The sequence below is a fragment of the Streptomyces sp. NPDC020362 genome (genome assembly GCF_040642095.1).
GTDB lineage: Bacteria > Actinomycetota > Actinomycetes > Streptomycetales > Streptomycetaceae > Streptomyces.
Map to the genome: position 1 here is coordinate 24,847 of NZ_JBFAET010000069.1, position 17,981 is coordinate 42,827.

Here is a 17,981-nt window from a genome sequence, read left to right on the forward strand (position 1 = left end):
CCTGGCCGTTCAGAAGCTCAACCCCCGGGACAGCAGCGGCAGGTGGCGTTCGTACAGACCCGCCAGGTCCTCCTTCCCGTCGCCCTCCACCCAGTGCCGTACCAGTGCGGTGAAGACCGCGATGATCGCGGCGGCCGCGCACTTGATCTCCAGGTCCGAGGCGTCGCGGCCGGTGCGTTCGGCGATGATCTCGGCGATGGCGCGCTCGCTGCGTTCCTGTTCGGCGACAGAGCGGGCACGGATGGCCGGGTCGGTGAAGGAGATCCGGGTGCGCAACAGGAGATCCTCGCGGTCCTGCTGGAGCAGCTCGCGCATGGGGCCCTTCAGGGAGTTGAGGACCGCGTCGACGATGGGCTCGTCGGCGGGACGGGCCCTGAGGGCCTGGGCGAGTGCGGGGTCGTACTCGTCCTGGACGACCACGTCCTCCTTGGTGGGGAAGTAGCGGAAGAACGTGCTGGGCGAGATCTCCGCCGCCTCCGCGATCTGGTCGACCGTGGTGTTCTCGTACCCGTGCTCGGCGAAGAGGCGGTAGGCCTCGCGGCGGATGCGCTCACGGGTCTTCTGCTTCTTGCGTTCGCGCAGGCCGAGGGGGGCGGCAGAGGTCTCGTGCGTCGTCATGCGATCGATTCTGCGTGCTGGGCGGCGGACCGGGCCACCGTACGGGAGCACGTACGGGAGCAGGGGGCCCGCTCGGGCAGGAAGGCGGCTGCCAGGACCGCGCCGAGGACGGCGATCGCCCCGCAGGCCAGCAGCACCAGGTGCATGCCGTGCAGGAAGGAGGCGTGCGCGGTCGCGGCGAGGCCGGCGTCGTGCAGACGGGCCGCGACGGCGTCGGCGCCGGAGACCGAGTCACGGGCCGTGTCCGCCGCCCCGGCGGGCAGCCGCCCGGTGTGCAGGCGCGCCAGGTAGCCGGAGCTGAGCAGGCTGCCGAGGGCGGCGACGCCCAGGACCGAGCCGAGCTGCTGCACGGTCTCCAGCAGGCTGGTGCCCGAGCCCGTGTTGTCCTGCGGGAGCGTGGCCATGACGAGGCTGGTGGCGGGGACGACCGCGAGTCCGAAGCCGAGGCCGGTCAGGGCGAGCCACAGTGCGGTGAAGCCGTAGCCGTCGCCGGTTGCGGTCGTCGCGCCGAGGAACACCCCGGTGGCGAGCACCAGCAGGCCCAGGGGCGCGACCGTACGGGCGCCGAGTCGCGGGACCAGCGGTTCGCTCGCGGCGGCCGCAGCCATCAGGCCGCCGATCAGCGGCAGGACGCGCAGGCCGGTGCCGAAGGCGTCGTTGCCGAGGACGGACTGCAGGTACTGCGGGACGACGAACAGGATGCCCATCACAGCGAAGTTGACGAAGACGGCGATCAGCGTGCCCCACAGGAAGCGGCGGTCGGCGAACAGCGTCAGGTCGACGAGAGGGTGGGCGTGGCGGCGCTCGCGGACGGCGAACGCGGTGAGCAGGACGGCTGCCACGATCAGCGAGGCCAGTACCCGGGGGCCGGTCCAGCCGTCCGCGGGGATCAGGATGGTGCCGTGGACGAGGGCGGTGATGCCGAGGCCCCCGAGGACGGCGCCGAGGGTGTCGAAGGGTGCCTTGTGCTCCGCTGCGTGGTCACGGGGCAGCAGCCACAGGCCGGCGAGTACGGCCAGGGCGGCGACGGGCACGTTGAACAGGAACACCGAGCCCCACCAGAAGTGGTCGAGGAGCCAGCCGCCGACGACGGGTCCGACGGGCATGCCGAGTGCGGTGGCGGCCGTCCACACGGCGATCGCCCTGGGCAGTTCCTCCTTGGCGAAGACGCGGGGCAGGATCGCCATGGACAGCGGCATGATCGCGGCGGCGCCGAGGCCGAGCACGGCCCGGGCGGCGATGACCGTCGCCGGTGAGCCGGCCAGGGTGCCGGCGAGTGAGGCGAGGCCGAAGAGCGTGATGCCGGACAGCAGCAGCTTCTTGTGGCCGAGGCGGTCGCCGAGCAGGCCGACCGGGAGCATCGCGACGGACAGGGCGAGCAGGTAGCCGCCGCCGATCCACTGCAACTGGGCGCTGTCGGCGTGCAGTTGGCCGGCGATGGTCGGCAGGGCGACGTTGATGACCGTTCCGTCGAGGCCGACGATCAGCACGCTCAGGGTGAGGGCGGCGAGGGCGAGCCAGCGGCGCGGGGATGTGGAGAGAGGGGCCGTGGGGTGGGGCATGGGGTGGTGCGTGGACATGGGGACCTCCCATTCGAAGCAACCTAATGAGAGGCTACTCCTAAATGGAAGTCGACTGTCAATATCTAGTTGTCTATCACTGTCTAGTTGTCTCTCACTTTCGTGAGCGTGGTCCGTGCGTCCGCGCGGACGCGGGATCAGTACGTGCCCACCTCCACGTGCGGCGGCCCGTCGTGCCAGGTGCAGAAGACCGACACCCGGTCCGCGCCCCTGCTGAACTCGACCCGGATCCACGCCTGCGTCTTCCACACCTGCATCGACCAGCCCGCCCCCGGGGTCGCCGAGACGAGCGTGGCGCTCGCCGGTCCCAGGTCGAAGACCGCCCGGCCGCCGTCGGTGTCGTAGGCCTTGACCCGGCCGGACGAGGTGGCGGTGGAGCCGGTGCCCGGGGCCGGCGTCCGGGACGGGGCGGGGGCGGTCGGCTCGGCCGACGGGCTCTTCGACGGGGTGGGTTCAGGGCTCGGCGGATCCAGCGGCTTCGAGCGCTGCGTGGTCGTGTCCGCCGCCGTGATCGGCAACGCGCGCGGCGGGTCGTACGCCGTCCCGGCCATCACCGTGTGCACACCCCACCACGACAGCGTGACCGCCGCTCCCGTCGCGAGCAGCCACGCCAGTACGTGTACGAGTCCTCTGCGCATCGGGGCCATACTGCACCAGGGGCACCGCCGTGCGCACTTGCTCCAGGTTGTGCGCCCCCGCTCTCGGCTTCGCTCGAGCGGGGGAGGGGGATCCCCGGGCGCCGGACCCCTCGGTGCCGCATGGCGTACGGTGCGGCGCATGGCAAGTGTGCTCGTGGTCGAGGACGACCAGTTCGTCCGCTCGGCGCTCATCCGGCATCTGACCGACGCCTCGCACACCGTACGCAGCGTCGGTACGGCACTGGAGGCGCTGCGTGAAGTCGCCCATTTCCACTTCGACGTGGTCATCCTGGACCTCGGACTGCCCGATCTGGACGGCTCCGAGGCGCTGAAGATGCTGCGCGGCATCACCGACGTCCCCGTCATCATCGCCACCGCCCGGGACGACGAGACGGAGATCGTCCGGCTGCTGAACGACGGGGCGGACGACTATCTGACCAAGCCGTTCTCGGTCGAGCACCTGTCGGCGCGGATCGCGGCCGTACTGCGCCGGGCCCGCTCCAGCGGCGCCGAGGCCCCGCCGTCCACCGTCATCCGGGTCGGTGGCCTGACCGTCGATCCGCTGCGCCGCCAGGCCGAGCTGGACGGCGCCCGGCTGGACCTCACCCGCCGGGAGTTCGACCTGCTCGCCTTCCTCGCCGGCCGGCCCGGCGTCGTCGTGCCGCGCAAGGAACTCCTCGCCGAGGTCTGGCAGCAGTCCTACGGCGACGACCAGACCATCGACGTCCATCTGTCCTGGCTGCGCCGGAAATTGGGGGAGACCGCCGCCCGGCCGCGGTATCTGCACACCCTGAGGGGCGTCGGAGTGAAGCTGGAACCGCCGGTGCCGGCCGACGGGGGAGGAGAGCCGCTGCGATGAGATGGGCCCTGGTCAAGGTCTGCCTGGCGGTCACCACGATGGTCGTGGTCGCCTTCGCGGTGCCGCTCGGTCTCGTCGTCAAGGAGATGGCCCGCGACCGCGCCTTCTCCAACGCCGAGCGGGAGGCGGCCGCGGTCGCCCCCGCGCTGTCCATCACCACCGACCGGGACAAGCTGGAGCGGGTGGTGGTCTCCGCCGGCGCCGACTCCGGGATGGCCGTGCACCTGCCCGCCGACGGCACCCGCTCCGCGCTCGACCTCGGCCGGCAGCGCGCCGCCGGCCGCGACATCGAGGCCGTACGGAAAATGGGCCGCGCCTCCACCACCTCGGTCGCGGGCGGCTCCACCCTGCTGCAGCCGGTCGCGCTCGGCTCCGGGATCGCGGTCGTCGAGGTCTACGTCCCCGAGTCCGAGACGAGCAACGGCGTCGGCACGGCCTGGGCGGTGCTCGCCGCCGTCGGCCTCGCGCTGATCGTCGGCTCGGTCGCGGTCGCCGACCGGCTCGGGGTGCGCATGGTGCGCCCGGCGCAGCGGCTGGTCGAGGGCGCGCACGAACTGGGCGAGGGCAAGCTGGGCGCCCGGGTGCCGGAGGAGGGGCCGACCGAACTGCGGCTCGCCGCCGTCGCGTTCAACTCCATGGCCGACCAGGTCGTCCAACTGCTCGCGAACGAGAGAGAGCTGGCGGCCGACCTCTCGCACCGGCTGCGCACCCCGCTGACCGTGCTCCGGCTGAACGCCGCCTCCCTGGGCGCCGGGCCCGCCGCCGAGCAGACCCGCACCGCCGTCGCACAGCTGGAGCGCGAGGTCGACACCATCATCCGCACCGCGCGCGAGGCCAAGCCGCAGACCGCGGCGGCCGGCCCCGGTGCCGGGTGCGATGCGGCGGAAGTGGTCCGCGAACGCATGGAGTTCTGGTCGGCGCTCGCCGAGGACGAGGACCGCAAGTGGCGGGTGGCCGGGGTCGAGCGGCCGGTGCGCACACCCGTGGCCCGCGCCGACCTGGCCGCCGCCCTCGACGCGCTGCTCGGCAACGTCTTCCGGCACACCGCCGAGGGCACCGCCTTCGCGGTCGACCTTCACAACGGCGAGGACGCGGTGATCGTGCTGGTCTCCGACGCGGGCCCGGGCATACCCGACCCCGAGGCGGCGATGGCCCGCGGCCGCGGCTCCGGCAGCGCGGGCTCGACCGGCCTCGGCCTCGACATCGTGCGCCGCCTCGCCGAGTCCACCGGCGGAGACGTCCGCATCGGCGCGTCGGTGCTGGGCGGGACCGAGGTGCGGATCTGGTTCCAGCTCGACGGGCGGGGACCGGCGCGGGGACGGGTGCGCAGGAGACGGCCCCGCAAATTGGTCTCGACCATTAACCGTCCCCGATCCCTTCCTTAAGCGCACCCTAAGGTCTTCAACGGCCGTCCCGATCAAGCCGTTTGTCCGATTCCGTATCGCTAGCGTGCTGCCGCACCACACCCCGTGACGAACGAAGGCAGGCACGCGCATGAGCACGCACCGGCGCAGGATCAGTGGCAGGAACAAGGCGATCGGCGGCCTGGTGGCCGCGGCCGCGGTCGGTGGCGGCGCCGTCCTGCTGACCGGCACCGCACACGCGGCCGGTGTCGGCGCCGCGTACACCAGGACCAGTGACTGGTCGACGGGCTACACCGCGCAGTACGTCGTCACCAACAACACCGGCCAGACGGAGAAGACCTGGACACTGGAGTTCGACCTCCCCGCGGGCGCGAAGCTCAGCTCGCTGTGGAACGGGGAGCCGGGCGTGAGCGGTCAGCACGTCACCGTGAAGCCCGCCAAGTGGGACACGGCGGGCCTCGCGCCCGGCAAGTCGGTCACCGTGGGCTTCGTGGTCAACGGCACCGGCGCCCCGACGGGCTGCCGGATCGACGGCGCGCAGTGTTCCGCGGACGACGGTGCCACCCCCGAGCCGAGCGGCCGCCCGACGCAGACCCAGTCGCCCGCCCCCACCCCGAGTGCGACCGCCACCAAGAGCCCGGCCCCGACGCAGAGCGCCACCCCCACCCAGAGCGCGACGCCCACCCCCACCGGGAGCACCGGCAGCGGCACCACCGCCTCCGCCGGCTTCGCGCCCTACGTCGACACCTCCCTCTACCCGGCCTTCGATCTCCTGGCTGCCGCGGACGCGACCGGCGTCAAGAACTTCAACCTGGCCTTCATCACCGACGGCGGGGGCTGCACCCCCAAGTGGGGCGGTGTCACGGACCTCACCGGTGACGGCGTCGCCGCCCAGATCGGCTCCCTGCGCGCCAAGGGCGGTGACGTCCGGGTCTCCTTCGGCGGCGCCTCCGGTTCGGAACTGGCCACCACCTGCTCCTCCGCCGACGCGCTGGCGGCGGCCTACGGCAAGGCCGTCGACGCCTTCAAGCTGACCAAGGTCGACTTCGACGTCGAGGGCGGCGCGCTGCCCAACGCGGCCGCCAACACCCGCCGGGCCCAGGCCATAGCCAAGCTCGAGGCCCAGCACCCGAACCTGGACGTCTCCTTCACCCTCCCCGTGATGCCCGAGGGCCTGACCCAGGACGGCGTGAACCTCCTCGCCAACGCCAAGTCCAACGGCGTGAAGATCAACGCCGTCAACATCATGGCGATGGACTACGGCGCCTCCTACAACGGCGACATGGGCACCTACGCCGAGCAGGCGGCCACCGCCACCCAGGCCCAGGTCAAGAGCGTGCTGGGCCTGTCCGACTCCGCCGCCTGGAAGACGGTCGCGGTCACCCCGATGATCGGCGTCAACGACGTCTCCTCCGAGGTGTTCAAGGTCGACGACGCCACCCAGCTGGTGAACTTCGCCAAGTCCAAGGGCCTCGGCTGGCTCTCGATGTGGTCCGCGACCCGTGACAAGCAGTGCGACGGCGGCACCAAGCCCACCGCCGACGCCACGTGCAGCTCGATCTCCCAGGACAAGTTCGCGTTCTCGAAGGCGTTCGGGGCGTACAACTAGTCGCGCGTTCTACCGATGCGTGCATAACGGGCCCGGCGGATCGTATTCGCCGGGCCTCACCCCAATTACCACTGCCGTCGCAATCGGCCAATTCCAGTGGCAACGCCTCGAATTGCGTGGCTACGATGCCCGAGCCGTTGTGCGCCGGCAGGGAATCGGGGGAGAGCGCCATGGGTTCGATACGCACGCGTGTGACCGCCCTGCTTGTGGCGGGGATATCCATATTCGCTCTGGCGGGTGCGGGGGGCTGCGACAATCAGGATCCGTCCGTCTCCTTCACCCCCGATTTCGTGCCGGTGACCTTCACGATCGATGCATCGGGAAAGATCAGCGTCTCCGCCGGGAAGAACTTCGTGACACCGATCGGGACTTTCAGTGTGAACACCGGTGTCGAGCATCAGTTCGGGGTCAGTCCCAAGGGATACCTCACCACCGTCATCCGATACATCGACAGGAAACTCGGACTGGTCGAATCCGGTTATCTGGTCCATACCGACCACAAGGTGGAGCCGGCGCTCGACGGAGTCGCGCTGGCCCCGGCGAAAGGCATTCTCCGCGCCGACTTCACGCACCGGAAAACCGGCGGGAGCCTGAAGATCTCCGACATCCGGCAGAACTCGCCGGTCCCCACCGCCTCGGCGTCCTCGTGCCCGGACGGCGGGACCGTCCCGGTCACCCTGCCCAAGGTGTCGGCCGGCGACTCCGTCGCGGACACGGTGGCCAAGCTGTCCGCCGTCTGCCTCACGGTCCAGTACGCCACCGAGACGGCCGACCAGTCCGAGGGCACGCTGTCCCGCGTCGTGATCCCCACTGCGCCCGAGGGCTCCGTGCAACTGCCCCCGGCCGCCGTCGGGGACCCGGGCCCCGGTGACAAGGTCACCGCGAGCACCCGGCAGGCGGCCACGGTCTACGTCGCCGGGCCCGCCGTCACGCCGAGCCCCTCGGTGACCGACAACTCTCCCTCCCCGGGCGACAACTCTGCCTCTCCGGGCGACAACTCTCCCTCTCCGGGCGACAACTCTCCCTCCCCGGGCGACGGCTCGCCCGACCCGACCGACAGCGGCCCCTCGCCCTCGGACACCTCCACCGGCACGCCGGACGTGCTCCCCACGGACACCGCCACCGTCCATGCCGCCGCCGACGCGCCCGTGCGCTCGGCACCGAGCATCACGGGCGCGCAGGTCAGCAGTGTCGTGGCGGGCAACGACTACCGGGCGCTCTGCGGCCGGCAGGGCGAGGAGGTCACCGCCCACGGCAGGACCAGCAGCATCTGGTTCCGGCTGCGCCGCGTCGACGGCAGCACGGCCTGGGTCACGGCCACCGCGTTCGACGGCGACCCCGAAACCCTCGTCCCCGCCTCCTGCTGACCCCGGGCGCGGCCCGCTCCCCACCGCAGGGCGCGAGGCTCGGCCCGTGTCGGCTTCGGATGGACATGCTCATGCCTCTATAGTTTCCCGCCGTACGATTCGATCTTGCTTTGAAACTCGGGGGAGTCATGACGTCCATCCGCCATGTCCTTGTCGCTGCCGTGCTGGGCTGCGCCGCGCTCACGCTGACCGCCTGTCAGCCCACCGACACCACCGCCGAAGCCGACGGCACCGCCGGCCCTTCGGCATCCGCGAGCCCCACCGCCAAGGGGGACGGCAAGGGCCACACCAAGGGGGACTGCCCGACCCTCGCCAAGGGCCACAAGGTCGTCCTGGTCGAGAGCGTCTCCGGCGCCATGAACACCCTCACCACCAAGGACGCCACGATGGCCTGCGACCCGTCCTCGGACGAGGGCGCCTCCTACCAGGCGACCGGTAAGGAGAGGGAGTACACCGTCGCCTCCGACGACACCCCCATCACGGTCCTCCACGTGAAGGACAAGGGGCCGGCGAAGATGACCGCCGCCAAGGGCGGCCTCGAGCACATCCGCATCTGCGTCAACGGCACCGCGCAGGACACCGCCACGGCCAAGGCCGACACCGGCGACTGCTACGGCGAGAACTTCTTCGACGTGGCCGTGAACAGCGCCGGCAAGTTCACCGAGATGACCGAGCTGTACGGCTCCTGACCGCAGGGGTGCGGCACTCCGCTCGGGGTGCCGCACCCCTGTGCGCCAGGGCGGATCGGCCGGAAAGGGGCTAGTCGGCCTGCACCGCCGGCAGCGAACCCGTCCGCGCCGCCTCGCCGTACCACCGAGCGCTCGACTTCGGCGTCCGTTCCAGCGTCGCGTAGTCCACGTAGACCGCCCCGAACCGCTTGCCGTAGCCGTATGCCCATTCGAAGTTGTCCAGCAGGGACCACAGGTAGTAGCCGCGGACGTCCGCGCCGTCGCTGAGGGCGCGGTGGACCGCCGAGAGGTGGCCGTGCAGGTAGGCGATGCGCTCGGGGTCGTGCACACGGCCGTCGGGGTCGGGCTTGTCGTCGTAGGCCGCGCCGTTCTCGGTCACGTACAGCGGCAGGCCCGGCGCCTCCCGCGTGTACCGCATGATCAGCTCGTGCAGGCCCGTCGGGTCGATCGTCCAGCCCATCTCCGTGCGCTCGCCCGGCGTCTGGTGGAACAGCACGGTGTCGGCGCCCGGCCAGGGGGAGTGCTCGCTCGCGCCGTGACCGTCCCGGCGCGGCCCCTCGACCTCGCCGGGCGACGCCGAGACGAGCGTCGGGGTGTAGTAGTTCAGGCCCAGCGCGTCCAGCGGCGCGTTGCTGGTGCGGACGTCGCCGTCCAGGACGTACGACCAGTCGGTGACCGAGGCCGTCGCCGCGACGAGCGAGTCGGGGTACGACCCGTGCAGCATCGGGCCGTGGAAGACGCCGTTGGCCAGGTCGTCGATCCGGCGGGCCGCCGCCAGGTCGGCCGGGTCCTGCGAAAGGGGCCGCACCACCGAGGAGTTGAGGCTGACGGCGATCTGGTTGCGGGCCGGCATCACCGAGCGCAGGGCCGCCGTGCCCAGGCCGTGCGCCAGGTTGAGGTGGTGGGCGGCCCTGAGCGATGCCGCCGGGTCGGTGCGGCCGGGCGCGTGGACGCCGGAGCCGTAGCCCAGAAACGCGCTGCACCAGGGCTCGTTGAGGGTGATCCACTGCTCCACCCGGTCGCCCAGCGCCTCGCCGACCAGCTGGGCGTACTCGGCGAACCGGAGGGCGGTGTCCCGCTCCGGCCAGCCGCCCGCGTCCTCCAGCTCCTGCGGCAGGTCCCAGTGGTAGAGGGTGAGCGCGGGTTTGATGCCGTGCGCGAGCAGCTCGTCCACCAGGCGGCGGTAGAAGTCGAGGCCCACCTGGACCGCCGGGCCCCGGCCCGTCGGCTGCACCCGGGACCAGGAGACGGAGAAGCGGTAGGCGCTCAGGCCCAGCTCGGCCATCAGCGCCACGTCGTCGCGGTAGCGGTGGTAGTGGTCGACGGCGATGTCACCGGTCTCGCCGCCCGCCGTCCTGCCCGGCGTATGGCTGAAGGTGTCCCAGATCGAGGGGGTGCGGCCGCCCTCGCGCACGGCTCCCTCGATCTGGTACGCGGAGGTGGCGGCGCCCCAGAGGAAGGCGGAGGGGAAGGTCACGGGGGAAGGGGAAACGGAGTCGGGCATGGAAGCGCTCCCATTGACGTCGTAGGTGACCGGTGAGGCGGAGGGAAAGGGGGGAGAGGGGCTGGGCGGCGGGGACCCGGCCCCTGGGGAGGGAAGGTCAGCCCTTGATCGCGCCCTGCATGATCCCGCCCACGATCTGCTTGCCGAACAGCAGGAAGGCGAACAGCAGCGGCAGCGTGCCGAGCAGCGCGCCCGCCATGATGACCGCCTGGTCCGGGACATAGCCGGTGCCGAGCGAGTTCAGGGCCACCTGCACGGTCGGGTTCTGCTGGTTCAGGGCGATGATCGGCCACAGGAAGTCGTTCCAGGCGAACACGAAGGTCAGCAGGCCGAGCACGGCCATCGCGGGCCGGGCGGCGGGGAACACCACGTGCCAGACGACCCTGAGGCTGCTCGCCCCGTCCACCCGGGCCGCCTCGATCAGCTCCGACGGCAGCGCCTGCACCAGGTACTGCCGCATGAAGAACGTGCCGAACGCGGTCACCAGGCTCGGCAGGATCACCGTCTGCAGCTGGTTCGACCAGCCCAGGTCCGACATCCACAGGTACAGCGGGACGACGGCCAGCTGCGGCGGGATCATCATCGTGCCGATGGTCAGCAGCAACAGCAGGCCGGAGAACCGGAACCGCAGCTTGGCGAAGGCGAAGCCGGCCAGCGTGGAGAACAGCACCGTGCTCACCGTGATCGTGCCCGCCACGACCACCGAGTTGAACATCGCGGTGCCGAGCCCCGCCTGGTCCCAGGCCGTCTGCAGGTTCTTGAACAGGTTGCCGCCGAACCACAGCGGCGGCGGAGTCTGCGCGAGCCGCCGGTCGGTGCGCGAGGCCGCGATCGCCGTCCACACCAGCGGGGCCAGCGAGGCAAGCGCGAACACGGTCAGCACGACATAGGTCACCGGGCCCGCGTGCAGCTGCTTGCCCGCGCCCATCACCCGGCGGCGCTTCACCTTCGCCGCGGGCAGAGTCACTTCACCGGTCGTCATGTGGACTTCCTCAACCGTCGGGTGAACAGCAGGTTGACCGCGGCGACGATCAGCAGGATCAGGAACATCGACCAGGCGATCGCGGACGCCTTGCCGAGGTTGCCGATGATCCAGCCCTGGTCGTACATGTACAGACCGAGCGTCTGGTACTGGTGCTCGGAGCCGCCCTTGGACCCGCTGACCCCGCCGAACAGCAGTGGCTCGCCGAAGAGCTGGGTGGCACCGATGGTCGAGACGACGACCGTGAACAGGATCGTGGGCCTGAGCTGCGGGATCGTCACATGCCGGAACTGCTGCCAGCGGTTGGCACCGTCGATCGCCGCCGACTCGTACAGATCGGTCGGGATCGCCTGCATCGCCGCCAGATAGATCAGCGCGTTGTACCCGGTCCACCGCCAGATCACGATCGAGGACACCGCGAACTGCGAACCCCAGTCGGACTCACGCCAGTTGACCGGCCCCACCCCGAAGAAGTGGAGGAGCCAGTTGACCATGCCGCCGTCCCACGAGTACAGCAGCGTGAACACCAGGGTCGCCGCCGCCACCGAGGTGGCGTACGGGGTCAGCATCACGACCCGCCACACGGTCGAGCCGCGCAGCCGGTAGTTCAGCAGGTGGGCGAGGCCGAGCGCGGCCATCAGCTGCGGAACCGTGGAGATCAGACCGATGGTGAAGGTGTTCTCCAGGGCGTTCCAGAAGAAGTCCGAGGAGAGCAGGTTCTGGTAGTTGTCCAGGCCCGCCCAGGTCTGGTGGTCGAGGGCCGACAGCTGCACGTGGTGCAGCGAGTACCAGGCCGTGTAGAGCAGCGGGACCAGTGTGAAGGCCCCGAACAGGACGAAGAAGGGGGCCACGAACGCGTACGGCGACGCCTTCATGTCCCAGCGGTACAGCCGGCTGCGCCAGGAGTCGGCGCCCGCCGGCGCACCGCGACCGTGCGCGCCCCTGGCCGCGCCCGGCGGGCTGCCGGACGCGGCCTCGGCGCTCGACGCGGAGTGCGTGAGGGCCTCGTCGGGGCTGGTCACTGGCCGAGCACGTCCTTGATCTCCTTGGCCGCCGCGTCCCAGCCCTCGGAAGGCGACTTGCCCTTCTGCTCGACCTGCAGGATGCCGATGTCGCTGATCGCGTTGTCGATCGGCTTGTCCTTGGGGCCGAGGGGCTGCGCGGGGATGGTCTTCGCCGCATCGGAGAAGATCTGGGTGAGCGGCGCGTTCGAGAAGTACGCCGTGGTGTCGGCCTGCGGCTTCAGGTCCGCGTACGCCGACGGGGTCGACGGGAAGCTGGCCTGCTTGGCGAAGACCTTGGCCTGCTGCTCGGGCGCGGTCAGCCACTTGGCCAGCGCGACGGCTTCCTTCTGGTGCTTGGTCGCGGTCGGCACGCCGAGGAAGGAGCCGCCCCAGTTGGACGCCGCCGGCGCCGCCGCCACGTCCCACTTGCCCTTGCCGGAGTCACCGGACTTCTGCTCGATGTAGCCGACCATCCAGGCCGGGCAGGCGATGCTGGCGAAGGTGCCGTTGGCGAAGCCCTGGTCCCAGGTCGGATCGAACTGCTTCAGCTTCGCCGACATGTTGCTGGTGGCGACGGTCATGGCGGCGTCCCAGGCCTTCTTCACCCCCTCGGACTTGTCCCAGACGACGTTGCCGTCCTTGTCGTAGTACCGCTCGCTCGCGCCGCCCACCGCCGCGTTGTAGACCGAGGCGGCCGAGTCCACGAACCTGGTGCCCTTGGGCGCCTTCTTCATGTACTGCTTTCCGACATCGACGTACTTGCTCCAGTCGCCCTTCCACAGGTCGGCGAGCTTGGTCCGGTCGGTCGGCAGCCCGGCCTTCTGGAACAGGTCCTTGCGGTAGCAGATGGCCATCGGGCCGGTGTCGGTGCCGAGCCCGATGAGCTTGCCGTCCTTGGTGGTGGCCTGGGCGTTCTTCCAGTCCAGCCACTGTGACTCGTCGACGTCCTTGCCGAGGTCGACGAACTTGTCGCCCTGGGTCTGGACGGCCTCGGTGATGTTGCCGATCTCGATGGCCTCGATGTCGTCGGTGCCGGACCCGGCCTGCAGGCGGGTGAGCACCTTCGGCCAGTAAACGTCGGTACGAGTGGTGACGTTCTCCTTGATGCTGATGTTCTTGTGGAGCTTCATGTACTCGTCGTAGAGGCCGGCCTGCTTGTAGCCGAAGACGCCGAAGGTGCCGATGGTCAGAGTGATCTTGCCCTTGCCGCTGCCGTTGCCGCCGTCCGCGTTCGACGAGCCGTCGTCCGAGTCCTTGGCGCAACCGGCCAGCAGCCCGGTGGTCAGCGCGGCGACGGTCACGAAGGCCCCCAGCCTGCGGGACCGGCGGATGCTCGTGCGCATTACGTCCTCCTGTTGCCTGACGTGCCGACCCCCCGGCCAACTGCATGGGTTGGGCCCGTTCGTACTCGCTGCGGCTCGGGCGGGGAACGTGCGGGATGTGTAGGTGTCAGGTACTGTGGGAGCGCTCCCAGCTGTGATGTGTTGAAGAGTCGTCGGTTGACGGCGGGGTGTCAAGGGAACGGGCAACGACATCCGCCCCCAGTTATCGGGCCGTTGGCCGGACCCGCCGGGGCCGGCGGAGGCGACGGACGGGCCTGTTACATTCCAGGCCGGCCGGATCTGGTGTCGAGAAGGGCGGAGCCATGGCAAGCCACGGAGCGCGGAGCCGGAGCGGGGGGCGGCCCACGCTCGAGGAGGTTGCCGCCCGGGCCGGGGTCGGCCGGGGCACGGTCTCGCGCGTGATCAACGGCTCGCCCCGGGTCAGTGACGCAACCCGCGCGGCGGTCGAGGCGGCGGTCGCCGAACTCGGCTACGTCCCCAACACCGCGGCCCGCGCCCTCGCGGCCAACCGCACCGACGCCATCGCGCTCGTCGTCCCCGAGCCCGAGACCCGCTTCTTCGCGGAGCCGTACTTCTCGGACATGCTGCGCGGTGTCGGCAGCGAACTCTCCGAGACGGAGATGCAGTTGCTGCTGATCTTCGCAGGCAGCGACCGGGAGCGGCAGCGCCTCGCGCAGTATCTGGCGGCCCACCGGGTGGACGGCGTGCTGCTGGTCTCGGTGCACGCCGACGACCCGTTGCCCGATCTGCTCACCCAGCTGGAGATCCCGGCGGTGATCAGCGGCCCGCGCTCGGCCGCGGAGGCGCTCACCTCGGTGGACTCGGACAACTACGGCGGCGGCCGTTCGGCGGTGGAGCACCTGATGGCCCGGGGCCGCCGCAGGATCGCCCACATCACCGGCCGCCTCGACGTCTACGGCGCCCAGCGCCGCGTCGACGGCTACCGCGACGCCCTGCGGGACGCGGGCCGGGAGGTGGACGAACTCCTCGTCGAGCCGGGCGACTTCACCGAGGAGGGCGGCCGGCGGGCGATGACGACGCTGCTGGAGCGGTACCCCGATCTGGACGCGGTCTTCGCCGGCTCCGACGTCATGGCGGCGGGCGCCCGGCAGGTGCTGCGCGAGGCGGGGCGCCGGATCCCCGACGACGTGGCCCTGGTCGGGTACGACGACTCGGCCATCGCCCGCCACATGGACCCGCCGCTGACCAGCGTGCGCCAGCCCATCGTGGAGATGGGCCGCGCGATGATCGACCTGCTGCTCGCGGAGATCGCCGACCGCCGCCCGGCGGTGTCCCGGGTGCTGGAGCGGCGGCAGGCGGTGCTGGCGACCGAGCTGGTGGTGCGGGCGTCGTCGTAGTGACGGCCCGGTGACGGCTAGGGGGTCGGCCCTACGGCGTCCCAGCCCCTCTCCAGCAGGTCGAACGCGGTGTTGACGGTGGCTTCCGGATCGGCCGAGGTGCCGCCGAGGGCGCGGGCCTCCAGGGCGAAGTGGGCCAGGGCCGCGCAGGCGCCGTCGTCGGCGGGTGCGCCGAGGTCGGCGGCGATCGCTTCGGCCAGGGCGCGCTCGTGCCGCATCCACATGCGCCGGTGATACTCGATCAGCGCCGGGGTGCTGTTGATGAGCCGGTGGAACGTGGTGATCTGCTCCTCGTGCTCGGCCTTGAAGGCGCGCGCGCCCAGCACGTGGTCGCGCAGGGCCCGTAGCAGCGGGGTTCCCGGCGCCCGGTCGCGCACCGCCGAGACCAGCGCCGCCTCCCGGTCCGCGTCCATGTCGAAGAGCAGCGCCTCCTTGCTCGGGAAGTGCTTGAAGAGGGTCGTGGTGGAGACGTCCGCGGCCTCGGCCACGTCCCTGATGCTCACCGCGTCGAAGCCGCGCTCCAGGAACAGCTCCAGTGCCGCGTCCGCCAGTGCCTGGCGGGTCGCGGCCTTCTTGCGTTCGCGGCGGCCCATGGTCTCGGTCATGTCCGTAGGGTACCCCGTTCGATTGCCTCGATTTAAAAGTTGTCTCGTTGCACTTATTTAGCGAGTGTGTTTTTCTGCTCGCATGACCACACACACCCAAAACGTCCGCTGGACGCTGCTCGGCGTCATGCTCGCGATGCTGCTGGGCATGCTCGACAACAACATCGTCGGGACGGCGATGCCGACGATCGTCCGTGATCTCGGGGGATTCGAGCACCTGTCCTGGGTCGTCACCGCCTACACCCTGGCCACCGCCGTGGCCACCCCGATCTGGGGCAAGCTCGGCGATCTCTACGGCCGCAAAACCGTCTTCCAGTCGTCGATCGTGGTGTTCCTGCTCGGCTCGCTGCTCGCGGGCGCGGCCCACTCGATGGTCCAGCTGATCGAGTTCCGCGCCCTGCAGGGCATCGGCGCGGGCGGACTGGCCGCCGGGGCGTTCGCCCTGATCGGCACCCTGGTCTCGCCCCGGGAACGCGGCCGGTACCAGGGCATGACGGCCACCGTGATGGCGGTCGGCGTGGTCGGCGGCCCGCTGGTCGGCGGCTTCGTCACCGGCCACCTCGGCTGGCGCTGGGCGTTCTACGTCAATCTGCCCCTCGGCCTGGTCGCACTGGTCTGGATCCAGTTGCTGCTGCGCCTGCCCGCTCGGGCGCCGAAGAGCCGGCCGCGGATCGACTGGGCGGGCATCGCCGTCCTGACGGTCACCATCGTCGCGGCGGTCCTCGCGGCGACCTGGGCCGGTACGACGTACGCGTGGACGTCCTGGCAGATCCTGGTCCTGTGGGCGGTGGCCGTTCTGGGGGCCGGCCTCTTCGCCGCCGTGGAGCGGCGGGCCGCCGAACCCCTGCTGCCGCCCCGCGTCTTCACCGGCCACCGCAACTTCCCGCTCGCCGTCGGCCTGCTGCTCGCGACCGGCGTGGTGATGTTCGGCTCGGCGCTCTATCTGCCCCTGTTCCAGCAGACGGTCCAGGGCGCGACGGCGACCGGCTCCGGCCTGCTCCTGCTGCCGCTGATGATCCCGGTGGTGATCGCCTCCAACCTCGCCGGGAAGGTCATGTCCCGCACCGGGCGGTACAAGATCTTCCCGGTGCTGGGCGCCCTGCTGCTCACGGCGGGCACGCTGCTGCTGGCCACGATGGACACCGGCACCTCCCGCGTCGCGGCCGGCTGCTTCATGGCCCTGGTCGGCCTCGGGCTGGGCTTCACGATGCAGATGGGGGCGACGATCGCGCAGAACAGCGTGGAGCTGCGGGACATGGGAGCGGCCTCGGCGGCGACGAACCTGTTCCGCACCCTGGGCGGCTCCCTCGGCGTGGCCGTCTTCGGCTCGCTGTTCACCCGGGCGGTGCCGCCCGCGGCCACGGGGGAGGCGTACCGGACGGCGGTGGCCACCGGCACGCAGCACATCTTCCTGACGGCGGCCGCGGTGTGCGCCCTGGCGTCCATGGCGGCGGCGCTGCTGATCGAGGTGCCGCTGCGGGGCGGCCCCGGTGCGGGCGGGAAGGCGGGGCGGAAGGCCCCGGAAACGACTCAGCCGGTGACCCGTCTTACGACGGAGTCACCGGCTGATCACTCAGGGTGAGTGACGGGACTCGAACCCGCGGCATCCTGGACCACAACCAGGTGCTCTACCAGCTGAGCTACACCCACCATGCCCGGCGGTCGAACTTGTCGTTTCCCCGACCGGCCGAGAAGAAGTCTACAGGGTCCGAAGGGGTGCTCGCGCACAGGTTTTACGACGCCCGTGCGCGGTCCCCTGCAAGCCCTACTGAGCAGGCAGGACGTGCTTGGCGGCGATCGCCTTGGCGGTCTCGGAGTCGGGGCCGGGCTGCGGGACGAAGACGGCCTCGCGGTAGTACCTCAGTTCGGCGATCGACTCGCGGATGTCGGCGAGGGCGCGGTGGTTGCCGTTCTTCTCCGGGCTGTTGAAGTAGGCCCGCGGATACCAGCGCCGCGCCAGTTCCTTGATGCTGGAGACGTCCACGATCCGGTAGTGGAGGTAGTCCTCCAGGGTCGGCATGTCCCGCACCAGGAAACCCCTGTCGGTGCCCACGGAGTTGCCGCACAACGGGGCCTTGCCGGGCTCCTTCACATGCTCCCGGACGTAGGCGAGGACCTGCTCCTCGGCGTCGGCCAGCGTGGTGCCGCCGGCCAGCTCGGCCAGCAGCCCGGACGCGGTGTGCATCTGACGCACCACCTCCGGCATCGTCTCCAGCGCCGAGTCCGGCGGGCGGATGACGATGTCCACCCCCTCGCCGAGTACGTTCAGCTCGGAGTCGGTGACGAGGGCGGCCACCTCGATGAGAGCGTCGTCGGACAGCGAGAGGCCGGTCATCTCGCAGTCGATCCACACCATGCGATCGTTCATGCGACCACCCTAAAGCGGGCTCCGGCATTTGGGTGCCCCGCGTCGGGCGGAAGCGGCCGCGCACGGAGAGGGGGGCGGGTGCACACCCGCCCC

The 17,981-nt window shown here is 70.8% G+C and carries 16 protein-coding genes and 1 tRNA gene; 7 read left to right on the top strand and 10 right to left on the bottom strand.

Annotated features, from left to right (window positions below):
- Positions 1 to 9 precede the first annotated feature (9 nt).
- From AB0H32_RS23975 to AB0H32_RS23985, 3 genes are all read right to left on the bottom strand, one after another.
- On the bottom strand, positions 10 to 618 hold the full coding sequence (locus AB0H32_RS23975; protein ID WP_361124101.1) for a TetR family transcriptional regulator: 609 nt from the start codon (positions 616 to 618) through the stop codon (positions 10 to 12).
- A complete protein-coding gene (locus AB0H32_RS23980) occupies positions 615 to 2,198 on the bottom strand; it encodes an MFS transporter (protein ID WP_361124103.1) in 1,584 nt (527 codons plus the stop codon). The genes AB0H32_RS23975 and AB0H32_RS23980 overlap by 4 nt, the downstream gene beginning before the upstream one ends.
- Positions 2,199 to 2,335: 137 nt before the next feature.
- Positions 2,336 to 2,836 (bottom strand): hypothetical protein, encoded by a 501-nt coding sequence (locus tag AB0H32_RS23985; protein ID WP_361124105.1) that lies wholly within the window; start codon positions 2,834 to 2,836, stop codon positions 2,336 to 2,338.
- Between the two features lie 139 nt (positions 2,837 to 2,975).
- Here AB0H32_RS23985 and AB0H32_RS23990 point away from each other — a divergent pair, with 139 nt between their 5' ends.
- The 5 genes from AB0H32_RS23990 to AB0H32_RS24010 all read left to right on the top strand — a co-directional run bounded on the left by AB0H32_RS23990 (position 2,976) and on the right by AB0H32_RS24010 (position 8,724).
- Positions 2,976 to 3,695, top strand: coding sequence for a response regulator transcription factor (locus AB0H32_RS23990; protein ID WP_361124107.1), 720 nt, complete (start codon positions 2,976 to 2,978; stop codon positions 3,693 to 3,695).
- Positions 3,692 to 5,080, top strand: coding sequence for a HAMP domain-containing sensor histidine kinase (locus AB0H32_RS23995; RefSeq protein WP_361124109.1), 1,389 nt, complete (start codon positions 3,692 to 3,694; stop codon positions 5,078 to 5,080). Before AB0H32_RS23990 ends, AB0H32_RS23995 begins: the two co-directional genes overlap by 4 nt.
- Positions 5,081 to 5,189: 109 nt before the next feature.
- Positions 5,190 to 6,668: a cellulose binding domain-containing protein gene (locus AB0H32_RS24000; RefSeq protein WP_361124111.1), complete on the top strand. Its 1,479-nt coding sequence runs from the start codon at positions 5,190 to 5,192 to the stop codon at positions 6,666 to 6,668.
- A gap of 170 nt (positions 6,669 to 6,838) precedes the next feature.
- Positions 6,839 to 8,035, top strand: coding sequence for a hypothetical protein (locus tag AB0H32_RS24005; protein WP_361124113.1), 1,197 nt, complete (start codon positions 6,839 to 6,841; stop codon positions 8,033 to 8,035).
- 128 nt (positions 8,036 to 8,163) lie between these two features.
- Positions 8,164 to 8,724: a hypothetical protein gene (locus AB0H32_RS24010; RefSeq protein ID WP_361124115.1), complete on the top strand. Its 561-nt coding sequence runs from the start codon at positions 8,164 to 8,166 to the stop codon at positions 8,722 to 8,724.
- 70 nt (positions 8,725 to 8,794) lie between these two features.
- On the opposite strand, the gene AB0H32_RS24015 is transcribed toward AB0H32_RS24010, so the two are convergent.
- The 4 genes from AB0H32_RS24015 to AB0H32_RS24030 form a co-directional block, all read right to left on the bottom strand.
- On the bottom strand, positions 8,795 to 10,228 hold the full coding sequence (locus AB0H32_RS24015) for a GH1 family beta-glucosidase (RefSeq protein WP_361124117.1): 1,434 nt from the start codon (positions 10,226 to 10,228) through the stop codon (positions 8,795 to 8,797).
- A 97-nt stretch (positions 10,229 to 10,325) separates the two neighbouring features.
- Positions 10,326 to 11,210, bottom strand: a complete 885-nt coding sequence (locus AB0H32_RS24020) for a carbohydrate ABC transporter permease (protein WP_361124119.1) — start codon at positions 11,208 to 11,210, stop codon at positions 10,326 to 10,328.
- Positions 11,207 to 12,232, bottom strand: a complete 1,026-nt coding sequence (locus AB0H32_RS24025) for a sugar ABC transporter permease (protein WP_361124121.1) — start codon at positions 12,230 to 12,232, stop codon at positions 11,207 to 11,209. Before AB0H32_RS24025 ends, AB0H32_RS24020 begins: the two co-directional genes overlap by 4 nt.
- On the bottom strand, positions 12,229 to 13,557 hold the full coding sequence (locus AB0H32_RS24030) for an ABC transporter substrate-binding protein (protein ID WP_361124123.1): 1,329 nt from the start codon (positions 13,555 to 13,557) through the stop codon (positions 12,229 to 12,231). Before AB0H32_RS24030 ends, AB0H32_RS24025 begins: the two co-directional genes overlap by 4 nt.
- Positions 13,558 to 13,859: 302 nt before the next feature.
- On the opposite strand from AB0H32_RS24030, the gene AB0H32_RS24035 reads away from it, so the two are divergent.
- Positions 13,860 to 14,915 (top strand): LacI family DNA-binding transcriptional regulator, encoded by a 1,056-nt coding sequence (locus tag AB0H32_RS24035; protein WP_361124125.1) that lies wholly within the window; start codon positions 13,860 to 13,862, stop codon positions 14,913 to 14,915.
- Between the two features lie 17 nt (positions 14,916 to 14,932).
- Here the strand turns inward: AB0H32_RS24035 and AB0H32_RS24040 are convergent, their stop codons facing one another.
- Positions 14,933 to 15,520, bottom strand: a complete 588-nt coding sequence (locus tag AB0H32_RS24040) for a TetR family transcriptional regulator (protein WP_361124127.1) — start codon at positions 15,518 to 15,520, stop codon at positions 14,933 to 14,935.
- 82 nt (positions 15,521 to 15,602) lie between these two features.
- Between AB0H32_RS24040 and AB0H32_RS24045 the strand changes: the two genes are divergently transcribed.
- Positions 15,603 to 17,102, top strand: a complete 1,500-nt coding sequence (locus AB0H32_RS24045; protein ID WP_361124129.1) for an MFS transporter — start codon at positions 15,603 to 15,605, stop codon at positions 17,100 to 17,102.
- On the opposite strand, the gene AB0H32_RS24050 is transcribed toward AB0H32_RS24045, so the two are convergent.
- Positions 17,098 to 17,170, bottom strand: a tRNA-His gene (locus AB0H32_RS24050). The genes AB0H32_RS24045 and AB0H32_RS24050 overlap by 5 nt on opposite strands.
- Before the next feature lie 115 nt (positions 17,171 to 17,285).
- On the bottom strand, positions 17,286 to 17,888 hold the full coding sequence (orn, locus tag AB0H32_RS24055) for an oligoribonuclease (protein WP_361124131.1): 603 nt from the start codon (positions 17,886 to 17,888) through the stop codon (positions 17,286 to 17,288).
- Positions 17,889 to 17,981 lie beyond the last annotated feature (93 nt).

Coding starts and splice junctions, on each gene's coding strand:
- AB0H32_RS23975 (WP_361124101.1), bottom strand. CDS start 618: ATGACGACGCACGAGACCTCTGCCGCCCCCCTCGGCCTGCGCGAACGC.
- AB0H32_RS23980 (WP_361124103.1), bottom strand. CDS start 2,198: ATGTCCACGCACCACCCCATGCCCCACCCCACGGCCCCTCTCTCCACA.
- AB0H32_RS23985 (WP_361124105.1), bottom strand. CDS start 2,836: ATGCGCAGAGGACTCGTACACGTACTGGCGTGGCTGCTCGCGACGGGA.
- AB0H32_RS23990 (WP_361124107.1), top strand. CDS start 2,976: ATGGCAAGTGTGCTCGTGGTCGAGGACGACCAGTTCGTCCGCTCGGCG.
- AB0H32_RS23995 (WP_361124109.1), top strand. CDS start 3,692: ATGAGATGGGCCCTGGTCAAGGTCTGCCTGGCGGTCACCACGATGGTC.
- AB0H32_RS24000 (WP_361124111.1), top strand. CDS start 5,190: ATGAGCACGCACCGGCGCAGGATCAGTGGCAGGAACAAGGCGATCGGC.
- AB0H32_RS24005 (WP_361124113.1), top strand. CDS start 6,839: ATGGGTTCGATACGCACGCGTGTGACCGCCCTGCTTGTGGCGGGGATA.
- AB0H32_RS24010 (WP_361124115.1), top strand. CDS start 8,164: ATGACGTCCATCCGCCATGTCCTTGTCGCTGCCGTGCTGGGCTGCGCC.
- AB0H32_RS24015 (WP_361124117.1), bottom strand. CDS start 10,228: ATGCCCGACTCCGTTTCCCCTTCCCCCGTGACCTTCCCCTCCGCCTTC.
- AB0H32_RS24020 (WP_361124119.1), bottom strand. CDS start 11,210: ATGACGACCGGTGAAGTGACTCTGCCCGCGGCGAAGGTGAAGCGCCGC.
- AB0H32_RS24030 (WP_361124123.1), bottom strand. CDS start 13,557: ATGCGCACGAGCATCCGCCGGTCCCGCAGGCTGGGGGCCTTCGTGACC.
- AB0H32_RS24035 (WP_361124125.1), top strand. CDS start 13,860: ATGGCAAGCCACGGAGCGCGGAGCCGGAGCGGGGGGCGGCCCACGCTC.
- AB0H32_RS24040 (WP_361124127.1), bottom strand. CDS start 15,520: ATGACCGAGACCATGGGCCGCCGCGAACGCAAGAAGGCCGCGACCCGC.
- AB0H32_RS24045 (WP_361124129.1), top strand. CDS start 15,603: ATGACCACACACACCCAAAACGTCCGCTGGACGCTGCTCGGCGTCATG.
- orn (WP_361124131.1), bottom strand. CDS start 17,888: ATGAACGATCGCATGGTGTGGATCGACTGCGAGATGACCGGCCTCTCG.